Origin of the sequence: Citrobacter sp. Cpo061 (assembly GCF_030332845.1) — a bacterium.
GTDB classification, from domain to species: Bacteria; Pseudomonadota; Gammaproteobacteria; order Enterobacterales; family Enterobacteriaceae; genus Citrobacter; species Citrobacter portucalensis.
Genome location: NZ_JAOWHB010000050.1, coordinates 634,054 through 650,787, shown reverse-complemented (window position 1 = coordinate 650,787; position 16,734 = coordinate 634,054). Strand labels below are relative to the sequence as shown.

The window sequence follows — 16,734 nt, the reverse complement described above, 5'->3', positions numbered from 1 at the left end:
CGCTACGCTTATCGGGCCTACCAACGCAGTAGGCCGGATTAGGCGCCAGCCGCCATCCGGCATACCACATCAATTACATCAACAGCAGCAAACCATACCCCACCAGCGCCGCCCATATCAGCATCGGTACCGAATACCAATGAAAACGCCACCAGATCCGTCGGTCGTTTGCCATCCGTAACGCAATGAGATTCGCCAGAGATCCCGGCAACAGCCCGAAGCCGCCCACATTAACCGCCCAGGCCAGCAACAGCGTCGGCGGGACATAGTTCAGCAGCAAAATCGTACTCGGCACATTACTGATAAACTGCGACAGGCCAATAGCCGTCAACCAAAGTCCCGGCGCTGAGAGCGTGCCAATTTGGTGGGTAATGCCCTGCAAGGCCGGGAGCTGCGTCAACAAATGCACATCAATGAACATCGCCATAAACACTAACAGCAACGTCCAGTCCACGCTGAGGATCACGCGACGCGCCAGCACCATGAACCCTGCCGCCACAATCGCCAGACCCCACAGCTCTTGCTTTAACTCCAGCGCCGCCAGGAAGATGATATACAGCGCCAGACAGCTCCATACCAGGCGTGGTTGCCAGTCAGGCGCGCGCGTACCGGTATGATAGTGCAATGCTTTATGCGGAAAACTGAACCAGCACAGCACCACCAGCGTCAGCATCATGGCCCCCGCAAGCGGCGCCATTTGCCAGGTAAACGCGGTAAACGATAAGCCTGAGCGTCCCCACATCAGAATGTTTTGCGGATTACCTATTGGCGTAAGCAACGATCCGGCGTTTACCGCCAGCGCCTCAAAGATAATCAGGCGATTCACCGGAATGGCACATAATTTTTTCAGGGTGATGGTCAGCGGAACAACAATAAACAATGCAACGTCGTTGGTCAGAAACGTCGACAACAACGCCGCCGCCAGCACCATAAATATCGCCAGCTGGCGCTCTGTTTTGAAGCGGCGGGTCATATTGCGACCTAACACATCGAAATAACCGCTTAGCTCCACGCCTTTGGTCAGTAACATCAGGCCGCTAAGCGTGATAATCGTGTGCCAGTCAATTGCCCCTGGCCAGGACCGGGGCGTAAATGGCGTGAACAGACTCAGTACAACCCCAACGATGATTAACAGCTGGAAAAAACGATCGCGCTGTAAGGCACGTAATAAAGGAAAACTCATTCAGAGCCAGTTCCTTGCTGTTGCGTAAACCGGCTAAAAGCCTCCAGCGTTTCCTTACTGACGTGATGCTCCATCCCCTCCGCGTCGCGACGGGCAATTTCCGGGCTGATGCCTAACATCAACAGGAAATTTTCCACAATCTGATGACGTTCCCGGCTCTCCTGGGCTAGTCGTTCACCTTCTGCGGTTAAAAACACCCCACGCCACGGGATCATTTCAATCAATCCGACTGAAGCAAGGCGCTTAAGCATTTTAGCAACCGTCGGCTGGGAAACCCCAAGTCGCGCGGCCATATCCACCTGGCGCGCTTCACCCACCTCAATAATGAGATCGGAAATCAGCTCTACGTAGTCATCAATCAGTTCGCGGCGATGCGCCTCCCGGACCTGACGAAATCCTTCAACGTGTTCTTCGACATTCACCAATTGCGTCACTTTTTTTGTTGTTGGCATACCTGCGCGACGACTCATTCTGCTTCCTCGTTACTGTGACGCGTTAACGGCATCTGATTAGAGAGCGCTCATTGTAAACCAGAGTTGCGTGGGCACAAAAAATTAACGTTTTAGCAATAGCTATATAATATAGCCTGTGCTATATCTGTATATAATAAAGACATCCCTCAAGGACTGATGGGATTGTGAAGTCAGGAGGTTTACATGAATGAATTTAAGAGGTGCATACGCGTGTTTAGTCACTCTCCCTTTAAAGTACGGTTGATGCTGATCTCTATGCTGTGTGACATGATTAACAGCAAACCAGAGCAGGATAAACCTTCAGAAAAATAATGCGGCGTCGCGGTACGCCGCTTCATTTTCCTGCCGTCATTCGGGTACGGTGGTGGTTTTCGTCTCAATAACCCTTCTTTTTGTCAGTTTTGCCACGTCCCTCGCAAAACAATTTCTTTGTAGTAGTTGACCTTCTCTTGCGCACACTCTATCTTTTCGCAGCCCTGCGTATATTGCGGCTCGCGGATGCGGACCCTATCCCTCTTCTCGCTCTCTCAGGCAGGCAATGACCCTTAGCGCCAGGGTAAGCACATGGCGTTTTTGTAACAGTGGCATATGAATTTAACCCTCAAAGATTCAATCATTGCTCGTAGCCGGGCAATTAGTCCGTGGACTGGCCTCTATTTCTTACAGTCTCTGCTAATAAACCTTGCTCTGGGCTATCCGCTTAGCCTGCTCTATAGCGTTGCTTTCACCTGTATATTGATGCTGCTGTGGCGTAGCGCGCCGCGCGCGCAGAAAGCACTGATTGGCATTTGCTCACTCATTGCGGCAATGTACTTTCCGTTCGGCCAGGCTTACGGCTCACCGAACTTCAATACCTTGCTGGCGCTGCACTCAACCAATATGGAAGAGTCAACCGAGATCCTGACCATCTTCCCCTGGTACAGTTATCTGGTTGGGGTGTTTATTTTTGCCCTTGGCGTTATCGCCGTACGCCGTAAAAAAGATGTGCAGCAGCGCAGCTGGAATAAGTTCGACAGCATTTGTTTGCTGTTTAGCGTTGTCGCATTCTTTGTTACCCCGGTACAAAACCTGGCCTGGGGCGGCGTGTTCAAGCTGAAAGACACTGGCTATCCGGTTTTCCGTTTCGCCAAGGACGTTATCGTCAATAACAACGAAGTGCTCGACGAACAAGAGCGTATGGCGAAACTGTCGAGCGTAAAAGACAGCTGGACGGTAACCGCCGTTAAACCGAAGTATCACACCTACGTCGTGGTAATCGGTGAAAGCGCCCGCCGCGATGCGTTAGGCGCGTTTGGCGGTCACTGGGATAACACCCCGTTTGCCAGCTCCGTTAACGGCTATATCTTTGCGGATTACATTGCTGCCAGCGGTTCAACGCAAAAATCGCTCGGCTTAACGCTTAATCGGGTAGTGGATAATAAACCCCAGTTCCAGGATAACTTTGTCACCCTGGCTAACCGCGCGGGCTTTCAGACATGGTGGTTTTCCAATCAGGGACAGATTGGTGAATACGATACGGCCATCGCCAGCATTGCGAAGCGCGCTGATGAGGTTCAGTTCCTCAAAAGCGGTGACTTCGAAGCGGATAAAAACACCCGTGACGAAGCGCTGTTGAAGATGACTGCCCAGGTGCTGGCAACCGAGCGCACCCAGCCACAGCTCATCGTGCTGCATTTAATGGGCTCGCATCCGCAGGCCTGTGACCGAACGCAGGGTAAATACGAGACTTTCGTCCAGTCAAAAGAGACATCTTGTTATCTGTACACCATGACGCAGACGGATGACCTGCTGCGCCAGCTTTACGAGCAGTTACGTAACAGCGGTAATAGCTTCTCGATGGTCTATTTCTCCGATCATGGCCTCGCGTTTAAAGAGCGGGGAAAAGAGGTGCAGTACCTGGCGCATGACGATCAGTTCCAGCAGAATTTCCAGGTGCCTTTCATGGTGCTGTCGAGCGATGATAAAGCGCATCGGGTGATTAAAGCCCGTCGCTCCGCCAATGATTTCCTCAGCTTTTTCTCGCAGTGGACGGGGATAAGCGCAAAAGAAATCACCAACAACTACCGCTTTATCTCAGAGAAAAAAGCCGGGCCGGTGTACATCACCAACTTCAAACTGCAGAAGGTGGACTACAACCATCTGGGTACCGATATTTTCTCAACCAAATAATACGCTTGTAGGCCGGATAAGACATTTTGCTACCGATGCCTGATGCGCTGCGCTTATCAGGCCTACAACGACATTCCTTCCTGCATTACACGCAAAAAAAATCCGCCCCAAGAGGCGGATTTTTCATATCACCGAAGTGATTAGAAGCGGTAACCCACGCCAGCAATCCAGGTGCCAACGTCAACGCTACGAATACGGCTCTGCTCGTAGGAGAAGTCCAGAGCAACGTTTTCGATCGGGTTGAACTGCAGACCAGCACCGTAAGAGAAACCGTAGTCGCTGGTGCTGTGGTTGTCAGCCGGAGATGCTGCGTTCTGGAATTTACCGTAACCAACACCCACTACACCATAGATGCTTGCCCAGTCGTTCAGACGGTAAGCCGGACCAGCAGTGATGCCGTAGTACTGGGTTTTGTTGTAGTCGCCAGAAGCATCGGTACGATCTTTTTCAGTGTAAGTGAAGGAACCGATAACACCCAGCGGGTTGTTGTCCTGCTCGTAGCGATACTTCAGGTTGAAACCGTTCATTTTGTTCGCTGCGCCCTGAGCATCGCTCTGAGCGTAACCACCGGTAACGGTAGAAGTAGCAGCTACAGCAGTACCTGCGGAGAAAGCCAGAACAGCGGCCAGTGCTGAAAGACATGCAATTTTTTTCATAACCACCTCAAATGTGCTTCAAGTAAATCTTAAGTTTTAAATATACCAAAAATTGATGGGAAACTCTTTGCGATTCGCGATGTCTAACGGGGTCTTTCATGTAACAGAACATTTCAAAAACCCGCTATCTCTTTCAATTAACATCACTTTTTCAACTGAAAATACCATTATTGCGCGCACAATATGGCACATTCATCCAGAACATTCCTAATCACACAGATTATTAATCCATCATTTTCATGCCATTGTACGGAACTGAGCAATTTTTTTTTCAACGAATACTCAACCAGTTGAGCGTAATTCCATTACACTCGCTGTTTTACTTTTCTATACATAAAATCATCTGCGTCGGAACAATGCTGAAGCGTGGCACAGATGGAGACGTGTAATCATCATTTGACAGGAGAAAGGATGCCGGGGTTGTCACGTAAAGCGCCAGTCTGGTTGCCTATTTTGGTTTTGCTTATTGCTATGTCCTCCATTCAAAGCGGAGCATCACTGGCAAAATCTTTGTTCCCACTCGTCGGTGCGCCGGGCGTTACCGCGCTGCGCCTTGCGCTGGGTACGCTCATTCTTATCGCTTTCTTTAAGCCCTGGCGTTTACGATTCGCTAAAGAACAACGCCTGCCGCTACTGTTTTATGGCCTGTCTCTGGGCGGGATGAACTACCTTTTCTACCTGTCAATCCAAACTGTCCCACTGGGAATCGCCGTGGCGCTGGAATTTACCGGCCCGCTCGCGGTAGCGCTGTTTTCATCCCGACGCCCGGTGGATTTCATTTGGGTTGCGTTGGCAGTACTCGGGCTCTGGTTCCTGCTGCCTCTGGGTCAGGACGTTTCTCACGTAGATTTAACCGGCGCAGCGCTGGCGCTGGGGGCTGGCGCCTGCTGGGCCATCTATATTCTTACCGGGCAGCGAGCCGGGGCGGAACACGGTCCGGCAACCGTCGCAGTAGGGTCATTCATTGCAGCACTGGTATTTGTTCCAATCGGCGCACTCCAGGCCGGAGATGCCCTGTGGCACTGGTCCATTCTGCCGTTAGGCCTGGCCATTGCAGTTCTCTCTACTGCGCTTCCCTATTCACTGGAGATGATTGCATTGACGCGCCTGCCTACGCGTACTTTCGGTACATTGATGAGCATGGAACCCGCGCTGGCAGCGGTTTCCGGAATGATCTTCCTCGGTGAAACGTTGACGCTTATCCAGACGCTCGCTCTGGGCGCCATTATTGTCGCATCAATGGGCTCTACGCTCACTATTCGTAAAGAGCCACAAATAAAACAAGTCGACGTGAATTAACCACGTATTATTCTGCATGGTTTGCATAATCATGCAGAATATCCAATTGTAAATCTGCGTGATAATAATTCTAATAAATATAATTTTCTCATCCGCATATTTCATTTAATCTTAAAATTAACATAAAAATAACACCACGCAAGTAACAAAACCCTCATCACATTGATTTTATTTGATATTTTATATTCACCCTCGTCTTCACTATTAAAGTGATAGGCAACACCGGAAACAAAAATCCAAATTTAGCGCTATACTTAATTCCGTTGAAGAGTTGGGACATAAATATCAAGAGGATATGAAAATATGAGTACCGCGAAACTGGTAAAAACAAAAGCATCCGCCCTCCTTTATACCCGCAACGATGTGTCTGATAGCGAAAAGAAAGCGACCGTAGAACTGCTGAATCAGCAAGTAATCCAGTTCATTGACCTGTCATTGATCACCAAACAGGCTCACTGGAACATGCGCGGTGCAAACTTCATTGCAGTACATGAAATGCTGGATGGCTTCCGTACAGCTCTGACCGATCACCTCGACACCATGGCTGAACGCGCCGTACAGTTGGGCGGTGTGGCACTGGGCACAACTCAGGTTATTAACAGCAAAACGCCTCTGAAAAGTTACCCGCTGGATATCCATAGCGTACAGGACCACTTAAAAGAGCTGGCCGAACGTTATGCCGTAGTTGCAAACAGCGTACGTAAAGCTATCAGCGAAGCAAAAGACGAAGATACCGCGGATATCTTTACCGCAGCTTCTCGCGACCTCGATAAATTCCTGTGGTTTATCGAAGCCAACATTGAGTAACAGCAGACATAAGAATTACCTATATAACCCTCGCTCCGGCGGGGGTTTTGCACATCTATGGTGCATAACATTGATCATTCGTCACTCCAAAGTAAATTATTTGTAATAATCACCTCACACAATCGTTAACGAAAGATTGTTTTATCAACAATTTTTACGCTAAATAGTCATACCGTTTGCACCGTGACTGGTTCGCACCAAATGAGTGCCCCAAAACAGTGCAGATTATTCGCTATGCCCTACTTATTGTGCAGAGAAACGAGACACCCTCTTGTTAAAACAATGAGTTGCAAAATTGGCACGATTTTTTCATTAAGCCATATGTTCTCGCAGGGGATCGCCCCGTGGATATAAAAGGAAATCCTATGAAGTCTGTATTAAAAGTTTCACTGGCTGCACTTACCCTGGCTTTTGCGGTGTCCTCCCATGCCGCAGACAAGAAACTGGTTGTCGCAACCGACACCGCGTTTGTACCGTTTGAATTCAAACAGGGTGACAAATACGTTGGTTTTGATGTGGATCTGTGGGCTGCCGTGGCCAAAGAACTGAAACTGGATTATGAACTGAAACCGATGGATTTCAGCGGCATCATCCCGGCACTGCAAACCAAAAATATCGACCTGGCACTGGCAGGTATCACCATCACCGAAGAGCGTAAAAAAGCGATCGACTTCTCCGACGGCTACTACAAAAGCGGTCTGTTAGTGATGGTGAAAGCGAATAACAACGACGTCAAAAGCGTAAAAGATCTGGATGGTAAAGTCGTTGCAGTTAAGAGCGGCACCGGTTCCGTTGATTACGCGAAAGCGAATATCAAAACCAAAGACCTGCGTCAGTTCCCGAATATCGATAACGCATATATGGAACTGGGCACCAACCGCGCAGACGCTGTACTGCACGACACACCAAACATTCTTTACTTCATCAAAACAGCTGGCAATGGTCAGTTCAAAGCTGTAGGCGAATCGCTGGAAGCCCAGCAGTACGGTATCGCCTTCCCGAAAGGCAGCGACGACCTGCGTGAGAAAGTGAACGGCGCGCTGAAAACGCTGAAAGAGAACGGTACTTACAACGAAATCTACAAAAAATGGTTCGGTACTGAACCTAAATAATAACCGGCAGCGTTGCCCGGTAGCGTGATGCTTACCGGGCCTACGCCTGGATTTTTGAGACCTGTAGGCCGGATAAGCACAGCACATCCGGCAAAACGGGCATTTGAATATTTACACCACGGTAACAGGAACGACATATGCAGTTTGACTGGAGTGCCATCTGGCCCGCCATCCCGCTTTTGATTGAAGGCGCCAAAATGACCCTGTGGATCTCGGTCCTCGGTCTGGCTGGCGGTCTGATAATCGGACTTGCAGCAGGGTTTGCGCGCACTTTCGGCGGTTGGATCGCCAACCACGTAGCGCTGGTGTTTATCGAAGTCATTCGCGGTACGCCAATCGTTGTGCAGGTAATGTTTATTTACTTCGCTCTGCCAATGGCATTTAACGATTTACGCATTGACCCCTTTAGCGCCGCCGTTGTCACCATCATGATCAACTCCGGGGCCTATATTGCGGAAATCACCCGCGGTGCGGTGCTCTCAATCCATAAAGGGTTCAGCGAAGCCGGTTTGGCGCTTGGACTTTCACGCACAGAGACTATCCGCCACGTTATTTTACCCCTCGCACTGCGTCGTATGCTGCCACCGCTAGGCAACCAGTGGATCATCAGCATTAAAGATACCTCGCTGTTTATTGTCATTGGCGTCGCTGAACTGACCCGTCAGGGCCAGGAAATCATTGCCGGTAACTTCCGCGCACTGGAAATCTGGAGCGCCGTTGCGGTGTTCTATCTGATCATTACGCTGGTGCTGAGCTTCATTCTGCGTCGTCTGGAAAGAAGGATGAAAATCCTGTGATTGAATTTAAAAACGTTTCTAAGCACTTTGGTCCAACTCAGGTGCTGCACAATATTGACCTGAACATTCAGCAGGGTGAAGTCGTGGTGATTATCGGGCCGTCAGGATCCGGTAAATCTACCCTGCTGCGCTGCATTAACAAGCTGGAAGAGATAACCTCCGGTGATCTGATCGTCGATGGTCTGAAAGTAAACGATCCGAAGGTAGACGAGCGCTTAATCCGTCAGGAAGCCGGAATGGTGTTTCAGCAGTTCTACCTGTTCCCACATCTGACGGCACTGGAAAACGTCATGTTCGGACCGCAGCGCGTACGCGGGGCGAATAAAGAACAGGCCGAGAAACTGGCGAAAGAGCTGCTGGCAAAAGTGGGTCTGGCCGAACGTGCACATCACTACCCTTCTGAACTGTCCGGTGGTCAACAACAGCGTGTGGCTATCGCCCGTGCGCTGGCAGTAAAACCGAAAATGATGCTGTTTGATGAGCCAACCTCAGCACTCGACCCTGAACTGCGCCATGAAGTTCTGAAAGTGATGCAGGACCTGGCGGAAGAAGGGATGACCATGGTGATTGTGACCCACGAAATCGGCTTTGCCGAAAAAGTGGCTTCACGCCTGATTTTCATTGATAAGGGACGAATTGCCGAAGACGGTAATCCGCAGGCCCTGATTGAAAATCCACCCAGCCAACGCTTAAAGGAATTCTTGCAGCACGTTTCCTGATAGCTCAACCTCCCTTCGCCCGAAGGGAGGTTTTTCACCAGAATCCTCTCATTTCAATTCCCTCCCGCCCTGACATCTATACTTATCCTTTTGAATTTATTTTCTCATGGGAGGAGTCATGCGCTGGATCCTGTTCATCTTTGTTTGTCTGCTGAGTCTTCCGGCTCAGGCGGTGACGATACCTGGCGTCACCTCGCCAACGTCAACCAACGCACAAACCGCGCCAACGAAAGAGCCGGATGTTGAACAGAAGAAAGCGGCCTACGGCGCACTGGCGGATGTGCTGGAAAATGACGCCTCACGTCAGGAACTGATCGATCAGTTACGCAAAGTGGCGACAGCGCCCCCTGCCGAGCCGGTGCCAACCATTGTTCCACCCACATTAACAGAAGAAAAAACGGTGCTGGAAAACGTCACGGATATCACACAGCACTACGGTGAGGCGCTCTCCAGCCGCTTTGCCCAACTTTACCGTAATATTACCGACGCACCGCATAAGAGTTTTAACCCACAAACGTTCACCAATGCCCTGACCCATTTTTTAATGCTGGCGGCGTCAGTGTTCGGTTTTTTCTGGTTGATTCGCCTGTGCGCGCTGCCGCTGTATCGCAAAATGGGGCAATGGGCACGGCGGAAAAACCGCGAACGCAGCAACTGGCTGCAGCTTCCGGCGATGATCGTTGGCGCATTCATTATTGATTTGCTTCTGCTGGCGCTGACATTGTTTGTCGGGCAGATACTGAGCGACAGAATGAATGCGGGCAGTCGCACCATCACCTTTCAGCAAAGCCTGTTTCTCAATGCCTTTGCCCTGATTGAGTTCTTCAAAGCCATTCTACGTCTGATATTTTGCCCAAAGGTGGCCGAACTGCGTCCGTTTAACATTCAGGATGCCGGTGCGCGCTACTGGAATCGGCGTTTGAGTTCATTAAGCAGTTTGATTGGTTACGGGCTTATAGTTGCCGTTCCCATTATCTCCAATCAGGTCAATGTGCAGGTCGGCGCGATGGCCAACGTCATCATCATGCTGTGTATCACGCTATGGGCGCTGTACCTGATTTTCAGAAATAAGAAAGAGATAACGCTGCATTTACAGAATCTGGCAGAAAGATCGTTAGCTTTTTTCAGCCTGTTTATCCGCGCCTTTGCGTTGGTATGGCACTGGCTGGCCAGCGCCTACTTCATTGTGCTGTTTTTCTTTTCGCTGTTTGATCCGGGCAACAGCCTGAAATTCATGATGGGCGCTACGCTGCGCAGCCTGGTAATCATTGGAATTGCCGCCTTTGTTTCCGGCATGTTTTCCCGCTGGATAGCCAAAACTATTACCCTTTCGCCACACACCCAGCGCAGCTATCCGGAACTCCAAAAGCGGCTGAATGGCTGGCTGTCGACGGCGTTAAGCGTGGCCAGGATCCTGACGGTGTGCGTTGCGGTGATGCTGCTACTGAATGCCTGGGGACTGTTCGACTTCTGGAACTGGCTGCATTACGGCGCAGGAGAAAAAACGGTGGATATTCTGATCCGTATCGCGCTGATTTTATTCTTCTCCGCCATCGGCTGGACGATCCTTGCCAGCCTGATTGAAAATCGTCTGGCTTCCGATATTCATGGCCGCCCGCTCCCCAGCGCCAGAACCCGCACTTTGCTGACGCTGTTTCGCAATGCGCTGGCGGTAATAATCAGCACGATCACCATCATGATTGTGCTGTCCGAAATTGGCGTCAATATCGCCCCCTTACTGGCCGGTGCCGGGGCGTTGGGGCTGGCTATCTCTTTCGGCTCGCAAACGCTGGTAAAAGATATTATTACTGGGATCTTTATTCAGTTCGAAAATGGTATGAACACCGGCGACCTGGTGACCATCGGTCCACTCACCGGCACGGTTGAACGAATGTCCATTCGTTCTGTGGGCGTGCGTCAGGACACCGGGGCGTACCATATCATTCCCTGGTCATCGATAACGACCTTCGCCAACTTTGTGCGTGGAATTGGATCGGTCGTCGCCAATTACGACGTAGACCGTCATGAGGATGCGGATAAAGCGAATCAGGCGTTGAAAGACGCGGTTGCTGCGGTGATGGAAAAAGAAGATATCCGCGGGCTTATTATCGGCGAACCGTCGTTTGCCGGGATTGTAGGATTAACCAATACGGCATTCACGCTACGGGTCTCGTTTACCACCTTGCCGCTGAAGCAGTGGACGGTACGTTTTGCGCTCGACAGCCAGGTGAAGAAATACTTCGATCTAGCCAACATACGCGCCCCGGTACAGACGTATCAAGTGTTACCTGCACCAGGGAATGGTCCTGCGTCGGCGGCAAGCGAACCACTACCGCCAACCGAGCCAACGCTTTAGCGTTTACGCGCCATAAAACGACGACGCTGATCGTTATCCATAAAGGTCCAGGCAATAAAGCGACTCTGCTTTTGCCCCTGGGCCATCTCTTTCTTGACCACTTTCACCGCGCCCGCATCCGTTAACGCGTGATACAGCGGAGGCAAGTTCTCACCGCGCGACACCAGCGTGGTGAACCACATCACCTGGCGACCAAAGGCCTGGCTTTCAGCAATCATTTTCTTGATGAACGCCACTTCACCGCCTTCACACCACAGCTCCTGCTGCTGTCCGCCAAAGTTCAGCGCATCGTCTTTGTCCTGTCCCAGATTACGGCGTTTGCGCTCGCTTCCGGCACGGGCTGAGGCCGCAGAATCATGGAATGGCGGGTTACATAATGTGGCTTCATACTGCTCATTTTTGTGAATGATGCCGTTGAAGATTGCCGTTGCATCTTTCTGGCGACGCAGACGAATAGCACGGGTTAATCCCGGATTGGCGTTGACGATCGCCTGAGCGCTGTTAAACGCTTCGCTACTGGTTTCACTACCCGTGAATCGCCAGCCGTATTCATGCACGCCGATCAGTGGATAAATACAGTTTGCCCCCACTCCCACGTCCAGCACGCTCGCATTTGCCGGAATGGTTCCGTTGGTTTCACCCAACAGATCGGCCAAATGGTGTATGTAGTCAGCACGACCAGGCACCGGCGGACACAAAAAACCATCTGGAATATCCCAGTTTTTCACCGCATAAAAATGCGCCAGCAGTGCTTTATTGAGCGCCTTTACTGCCTGCGGATTCGCGAAATCAACACTCTGCTCGCCGCCGGGCGTGAGGGTGAGAAATTGCGTCAGCTCGGGCGTAACCTGGCATAAAGTCGCAAGATCATAACGGCCATTGTGGCGGTTGCGTGGGTGTAATCCCGGTTTCTGGGGGGACATAGCATTCTCCTTTTAACAGCGGCGTAAGATACCCGCATAACGCCACGCGGTAAACACACTCATCAAGGAAATTTGATTTTTTATGCCTGTCTCATGGCAAATAAATCGTTCAAAAAACAGACGACTGATCATCGATTTTTTGCGGTAAATATCATCCGCAGGCGGCCTAAACTTATCAGGCACCACCTGTTGTTTTTCAGAGGATATCACCATGAAGAAATGCCTCACATTACTTGCTGCTACCGTACTTTCCGGCATGACATTTGCCTCCTTTGCTGCACAGCCATACACCAGCCCAGCTACCGGTCAGCTACAAGCTTCCGGCACAGTATCCGCTACCGGCGCCTCTAACCTGAGCGACCTTGAAGACAAGCTGGCAGAGAAAGCGAAAGAGCAAGGGGCAAAAGGCTTTGTCGTTGATTCTGCGGGCGGCAAAAATCAGATGTACGGCACCGCAACCATCTATAAGTAACCCCCATCTCAGCCCAACTGCATTCAACCCGAATGCAGTTTTCTGTCCGCAATTCACGTCATTCCCGGTGCGAATTGTAATCACCGTGTAGTAATTTTGAATCCAATGTAAACAAATGTATTTATTTTTGAAGTAATGAATGCTAAAACGTCGCATTGATTAGTAATGCTTATCAAAATCATTATCAATTACACATTCATTTCCGCGAGGCCTGCAGGGTATAACATCCTTAGAGATGTCCCTTCGCGCGAGTGAAACCGTCCACTCAAACAATAATAAGTCACTCATTAACATGGATAAAAATCGCAACTTGCCGTCCAGTAGCTTTCACTCACTGACTTTTTTTGCCGGTCTGTGCATTGGCCTGTCCCCTATAGCTCAGGCTGTCGCTGCGGACGACCAGGATAAAAAACAAGAAGACACTCTGGTCGTTGAAGCGGCCAAACCTTCGCTGTACGCCCCAACACAGTCTGCCGACCCTAAATTCTCCCGGCCGGTGGCGGATACAACCCGCACCATGACGGTGATTTCTGAGCAGGTGATTAAGGATCAAGGCGCAACAAATCTGACCGACGCGCTGAAAAACGTCCCGGGCGTTGGCGCATTTTTCGCCGGTGAGAACGGTAACTCCAGCACCGGTGACGCGGTTTACATGCGTGGTGCGGATACCTCGAACAGTATTTATATCGACGGTATCCGTGATATTGGCAGCGTCACGCGCGACACCTTCAATACCGAACAGGTGGAAGTAATCAAAGGTCCTTCCGGTACCGACTATGGACGTAGCGCACCGACTGGCTCTATCAATATGATCAGCAAACAGCCACGCACCGACTCAGGAATCGATGCATCGGCCAGCGTCGGTAGCGCCTGGTTCCGCCGTGGTACGCTGGACATTAACCAGGTCATCGGCGAGACCACCGCCGCACGTTTAAACCTGATGGGTGAAAAAACGCATGATGCTGGTCGCGATAATGTTAAGAATGAACGCTACGGTGTGGCCCCCTCTCTCGCTTTTGGCTTAGGCACAGAGAATCGACTGTACCTGAACTATCTACATGTCACCCAGCACAACACGCCGGATGGCGGCATCCCTACCATTGGCTTGCCGGGATATTCCGCACCTTCTGCGGGGACTTCTGCACTGAATCATTCAGGCAAAGTGGATACGCATAATTTCTACGGTACCAACTCGGATTATGACGATTCGACAACCGATACCGCGACGATGCGTTTTGAACATGACCTGAACGACAGCACCACTATTCGCAATACCACCCGCTGGTCGCGTATTAAACAGGATTATCTGATGACGGCGGTGATGGGCGGCGCGTCTAACATCACCCAACCCACCAGCAGCGTCGACAGCTGGACCTGGTCACGCCTGGCAAATACCAAGGATGTCAGCAATAAGATCTTGACCAACCAGACCAACCTGACCTCAACGTTCTACACGGGATCCATCGGTCACGACATCAGCACCGGCGTGGAGCTGACGCGCGAAACACAAACCAACTATGGCGTGGCGCCGATCACCCCACCACCGGTGAATATCTATCACCCCGACAACAATGTGAATATCGGCGGATTGTCTCGCAACGGCGCCAACGCTAACGGGCAAACAGATACCTTCGGTGTATACGCTTTTGATACGCTACAAATTACCCGTGAATTCGAGCTGAACGGTGGTATTCGCCTCGACAATTACCGGACTGAATATGACAGCGCCACCGCTTGCGGCGCTTCCGGTCGCGGCGCAGTCGCGTGCCCGACAGGCGTGGCTAAAGGTTCCCCGGTCACCACTGTAGATACTGCCAAATCAGGCAATCTGGTGAACTGGAAAGCTGGCGCGCTGTATCACCTGACCGATAACGGTAACGTGTACATCAACTATGCCGTTTCTCAGCAACCGCCGGGCGGCAGCAACTTTGCTCTTGCTCAGGGCGGCAGCGGTAACAGTGCGAACCGTACCGATTTCAAACCGCAGAAAGCGAAAACCAGCGAGATCGGCACCAAATGGGAGGTGCTGGATAAGCGCCTGCTGTTAACCGCCGCGATTTTCCGCACAGATATTGAGAATGAAGTTGAGCAGAACGACGACGGTACCTATTCCCAGTACGGAGAGAAACGCGTTGAAGGCTACGAGCTCTCGGTAGCAGGTAACATCACCCCCGCATGGCAGATTATTGGGGGTTACACGCAACAACGCGCGACCATCCACAGCGGTAAAAACGTTGCTCAGGATGGATCCTCTTCCCTGCCATATACACCGGAACATGCGTTCACGCTGTGGAACCAGTATCAGGCTACCGATGATATCTCCGTTGGCGCAGGCGCTCGCTACGTGGGCAGTATGCATCGCGGTTCCGATGGTGCGGTGGGTACGCCATCCTACACTGAAGGTTACTGGGTCGCTGACGCCAAACTGGGCTATCGCGTGAATCGCAATTTCGATTTCCAACTAAACGTCTATAACCTGTTCGACACCGATTATGTATCCTCCATAAACAAGAGTGGATACCGTTATCATCCGGGCGAGCCAAGAACTTTCCTGCTCACCGCCAATATGCATTTCTAATCCATCGCGTGGGGCGTAAGCCCCACTTTCAGGAGAAAAACTGATGATGTACCACATTCCCGGCGTTCTGTCGGCGCAGGATGTAGCCTGGTTTCGCGAACAACTGGACGCTGCCGACTGGGTTGATGGCCGCGCAACCACCGGCGCTCAGGGGGCGCAGGTTAAAAACAACCAGCAGGTGAATACGCAAAGTGAACGCTACGGCGTTTTACAACAGGCGGTACAGACTGCGATAAATAACAGCGCGCTTTTCTTCGCCGCAGCACTACCGAAAACGCTCTCCACACCGCTGTTTAATCGCTACCAGGACAACGAGACCTACGGTTTTCACGTTGACGGTGCGGTGCGTAGCCATCCGCAAAACGGCTGGATGCGCACAGACCTTTCCGCAACTTTATTCCTGAGTAACCCGAATGATTATGAAGGGGGAGAACTGCTGGTCAATGATACTTACGGCCAGCATGCGGTGAAGCTTCCGGCAGGCGATCTGGTGCTTTACCCTTCCAGCAGCCTACATTGCGTTACGCCAGTGACCCATGGCGTTCGTGTGGCGTCTTTTATGTGGATACAGTCGATGGTCCGTGACGACAAAAATCGCGCCATGCTTTTTGAACTGGATAAAAACATTCAATCCCTGAAGGCTCGCGATGGGGAGAGCAGCGAGATCCTGTCATTACTCAATCTCTACCATAACCTGCTGCGCGAATGGTCTGAAATCTGATACTGCTGGCGCGTGGTCGTTTTTCAGCCATCACCTTCGCTATACTTAGTCTGTAGACATCAGCAGGAGGTACACATGGCATCCGGATGGGCAAATGACGACGCGGTTAACGAACAGATCAACAATACTATTGAAGATGCTGTTGCCCGCGCTCGCGGTGAGTTACCGACGGGAGAAAGTCTGTATGAATGCGAAGAATGCGGCAATCCTATCCCTCAGGCCAGACGTGAGGCCGTGCCTGGTGTACGCTTGTGCATCGCCTGCCAACAGGATAAAGATTCACATAGCACATCATTTTCAGGATATAATCGCAGAGGTTCGAAAGATAGCCAGCTACGTTGACTTATCTTTACCAAAAGTTTCAGCGCATACGATTTCCTTTACGAGCACGCTTTTTTGCACCCTGTGTAGCAAAATGTGCCGTTGTCGCCTTCTCTGTAAAGCGCAATGACAAGAACTGTAAATCCCT

General features: G+C 51.0%; 16 protein-coding genes. 12 read left to right on the top strand and 4 right to left on the bottom strand.

Features of this window, described 5'->3' with window-relative positions; all coding sequences use genetic code 11:
• Nucleotides 1–73: 73 nt before the first annotated feature.
• Entirely contained in the window at nt 74–1,183 is a 1,110-nt protein-coding gene (locus tag OGX97_RS17970) for an anion transporter (protein WP_235124450.1), read from the bottom strand.
• A complete protein-coding gene (gene mntR / locus OGX97_RS17965; RefSeq protein ID WP_003831586.1) occupies nt 1,180–1,653 on the bottom strand; it encodes a manganese-binding transcriptional regulator MntR in 474 nt (157 codons plus the stop codon). Before mntR ends, OGX97_RS17970 begins: the two co-directional genes overlap by 4 nt.
• A 186-nt stretch (nt 1,654–1,839) precedes the next feature.
• Between mntR and mntS the strand changes: the two genes are divergently transcribed.
• Both mntS and OGX97_RS17955 read left to right on the top strand, forming a co-directional pair.
• A complete protein-coding gene (mntS, locus tag OGX97_RS17960; RefSeq protein ID WP_003831584.1) occupies nt 1,840–1,968 on the top strand; it encodes a manganase accumulation protein MntS in 129 nt (42 codons plus the stop codon).
• Between the two features lie 276 nt (nt 1,969–2,244).
• Entirely contained in the window at nt 2,245–3,825 is a 1,581-nt protein-coding gene (locus tag OGX97_RS17955) for a phosphoethanolamine transferase (protein WP_048235776.1), read from the top strand.
• 140 nt (nt 3,826–3,965) lie between these two features.
• Here OGX97_RS17955 and ompX read toward each other — a convergent pair whose 3' ends face one another.
• Nucleotides 3,966–4,481, bottom strand: a complete 516-nt coding sequence (ompX, locus tag OGX97_RS17950; RefSeq protein ID WP_048214619.1) for an outer membrane protein OmpX — start codon at nt 4,479–4,481, stop codon at nt 3,966–3,968.
• Nucleotides 4,482–4,892: 411 nt separating this feature from the next.
• Here ompX and rhtA point away from each other — a divergent pair, with 411 nt between their 5' ends.
• The 6 genes from rhtA to ybiO all read left to right on the top strand — a co-directional run bounded on the left by rhtA (nt 4,893) and on the right by ybiO (nt 11,571).
• Entirely contained in the window at nt 4,893–5,780 is an 888-nt protein-coding gene (rhtA, locus tag OGX97_RS17945) for a threonine/homoserine exporter RhtA (RefSeq protein ID WP_008784209.1), read from the top strand.
• Between the two features lie 303 nt (nt 5,781–6,083).
• Nucleotides 6,084–6,587 (top strand): DNA starvation/stationary phase protection protein Dps, encoded by a 504-nt coding sequence (dps, locus tag OGX97_RS17940; RefSeq protein ID WP_003035253.1) that lies wholly within the window; start codon nt 6,084–6,086, stop codon nt 6,585–6,587.
• A 365-nt stretch (nt 6,588–6,952) separates the two neighbouring features.
• Nucleotides 6,953–7,699, top strand: coding sequence for a glutamine ABC transporter substrate-binding protein GlnH (gene glnH, locus OGX97_RS17935; RefSeq protein WP_048235778.1), 747 nt, complete (start codon nt 6,953–6,955; stop codon nt 7,697–7,699).
• Between the two features lie 137 nt (nt 7,700–7,836).
• On the top strand, nt 7,837–8,496 hold the full coding sequence (gene glnP / locus OGX97_RS17930; RefSeq protein ID WP_003035248.1) for a glutamine ABC transporter permease GlnP: 660 nt from the start codon (nt 7,837–7,839) through the stop codon (nt 8,494–8,496).
• On the top strand, nt 8,493–9,215 hold the full coding sequence (glnQ, locus tag OGX97_RS17925; protein ID WP_279850464.1) for a glutamine ABC transporter ATP-binding protein GlnQ: 723 nt from the start codon (nt 8,493–8,495) through the stop codon (nt 9,213–9,215). Before glnP ends, glnQ begins: the two co-directional genes overlap by 4 nt.
• A 118-nt stretch (nt 9,216–9,333) precedes the next feature.
• Complete coding sequence (gene ybiO, locus OGX97_RS17920; protein WP_267441968.1) at nt 9,334–11,571, top strand: mechanosensitive channel protein; 2,238 nt, start codon at nt 9,334–9,336, stop codon at nt 11,569–11,571.
• Here the strand turns inward: ybiO and rlmF are convergent.
• Nucleotides 11,568–12,494 (bottom strand): 23S rRNA (adenine(1618)-N(6))-methyltransferase RlmF, encoded by a 927-nt coding sequence (gene rlmF, locus OGX97_RS17915; RefSeq protein WP_235124467.1) that lies wholly within the window; start codon nt 12,492–12,494, stop codon nt 11,568–11,570. The genes ybiO and rlmF overlap by 4 nt on opposite strands.
• A 211-nt stretch (nt 12,495–12,705) precedes the next feature.
• On the opposite strand from rlmF, the gene mcbA reads away from it, so the two are divergent.
• From mcbA to OGX97_RS17895, 4 genes are all read left to right on the top strand, one after another.
• Nucleotides 12,706–12,966, top strand: a complete 261-nt coding sequence (gene mcbA, locus OGX97_RS17910; protein WP_003831565.1) for a DUF1471 family periplasmic protein McbA — start codon at nt 12,706–12,708, stop codon at nt 12,964–12,966.
• Between the two features lie 292 nt (nt 12,967–13,258).
• Nucleotides 13,259–15,544, top strand: coding sequence for a catecholate siderophore receptor Fiu (locus tag OGX97_RS17905; RefSeq protein ID WP_235124477.1), 2,286 nt, complete (start codon nt 13,259–13,261; stop codon nt 15,542–15,544).
• A gap of 43 nt (nt 15,545–15,587) precedes the next feature.
• Nucleotides 15,588–16,265, top strand: coding sequence for a PKHD-type hydroxylase YbiX (gene ybiX, locus OGX97_RS17900; RefSeq protein ID WP_100272724.1), 678 nt, complete (start codon nt 15,588–15,590; stop codon nt 16,263–16,265).
• A gap of 75 nt (nt 16,266–16,340) precedes the next feature.
• The gene (locus OGX97_RS17895; RefSeq protein WP_235124480.1) at nt 16,341–16,607 is read left to right on the top strand and encodes a DksA/TraR family C4-type zinc finger protein; all 267 of its coding nucleotides are present in this window, start codon (nt 16,341–16,343) and stop codon (nt 16,605–16,607) included.
• Nucleotides 16,608–16,734 lie beyond the last annotated feature (127 nt).

Bases quoted from the DNA above. Each gene is read 5' to 3' on its own strand.
- OGX97_RS17970 (WP_235124450.1), bottom strand. From the start codon at position 1,183: ATGAGTTTTCCTTTATTACGTGCCTTACAGCGCGATCGTTTTTTCCAG.
- mntR (WP_003831586.1), bottom strand. From the start codon at position 1,653: ATGAGTCGTCGCGCAGGTATGCCAACAACAAAAAAAGTGACGCAATTG.
- mntS (WP_003831584.1), top strand. From the start codon at position 1,840: ATGAATGAATTTAAGAGGTGCATACGCGTGTTTAGTCACTCTCCCTTT.
- OGX97_RS17955 (WP_048235776.1), top strand. From the start codon at position 2,245: ATGAATTTAACCCTCAAAGATTCAATCATTGCTCGTAGCCGGGCAATT.
- ompX (WP_048214619.1), bottom strand. From the start codon at position 4,481: ATGAAAAAAATTGCATGTCTTTCAGCACTGGCCGCTGTTCTGGCTTTC.
- rhtA (WP_008784209.1), top strand. From the start codon at position 4,893: ATGCCGGGGTTGTCACGTAAAGCGCCAGTCTGGTTGCCTATTTTGGTT.
- dps (WP_003035253.1), top strand. From the start codon at position 6,084: ATGAGTACCGCGAAACTGGTAAAAACAAAAGCATCCGCCCTCCTTTAT.
- glnH (WP_048235778.1), top strand. From the start codon at position 6,953: ATGAAGTCTGTATTAAAAGTTTCACTGGCTGCACTTACCCTGGCTTTT.
- glnP (WP_003035248.1), top strand. From the start codon at position 7,837: ATGCAGTTTGACTGGAGTGCCATCTGGCCCGCCATCCCGCTTTTGATT.
- ybiO (WP_267441968.1), top strand. From the start codon at position 9,334: ATGCGCTGGATCCTGTTCATCTTTGTTTGTCTGCTGAGTCTTCCGGCT.
- rlmF (WP_235124467.1), bottom strand. From the start codon at position 12,494: ATGTCCCCCCAGAAACCGGGATTACACCCACGCAACCGCCACAATGGC.
- mcbA (WP_003831565.1), top strand. From the start codon at position 12,706: ATGAAGAAATGCCTCACATTACTTGCTGCTACCGTACTTTCCGGCATG.
- OGX97_RS17905 (WP_235124477.1), top strand. From the start codon at position 13,259: ATGGATAAAAATCGCAACTTGCCGTCCAGTAGCTTTCACTCACTGACT.
- ybiX (WP_100272724.1), top strand. From the start codon at position 15,588: ATGATGTACCACATTCCCGGCGTTCTGTCGGCGCAGGATGTAGCCTGG.
- OGX97_RS17895 (WP_235124480.1), top strand. From the start codon at position 16,341: ATGGCATCCGGATGGGCAAATGACGACGCGGTTAACGAACAGATCAAC.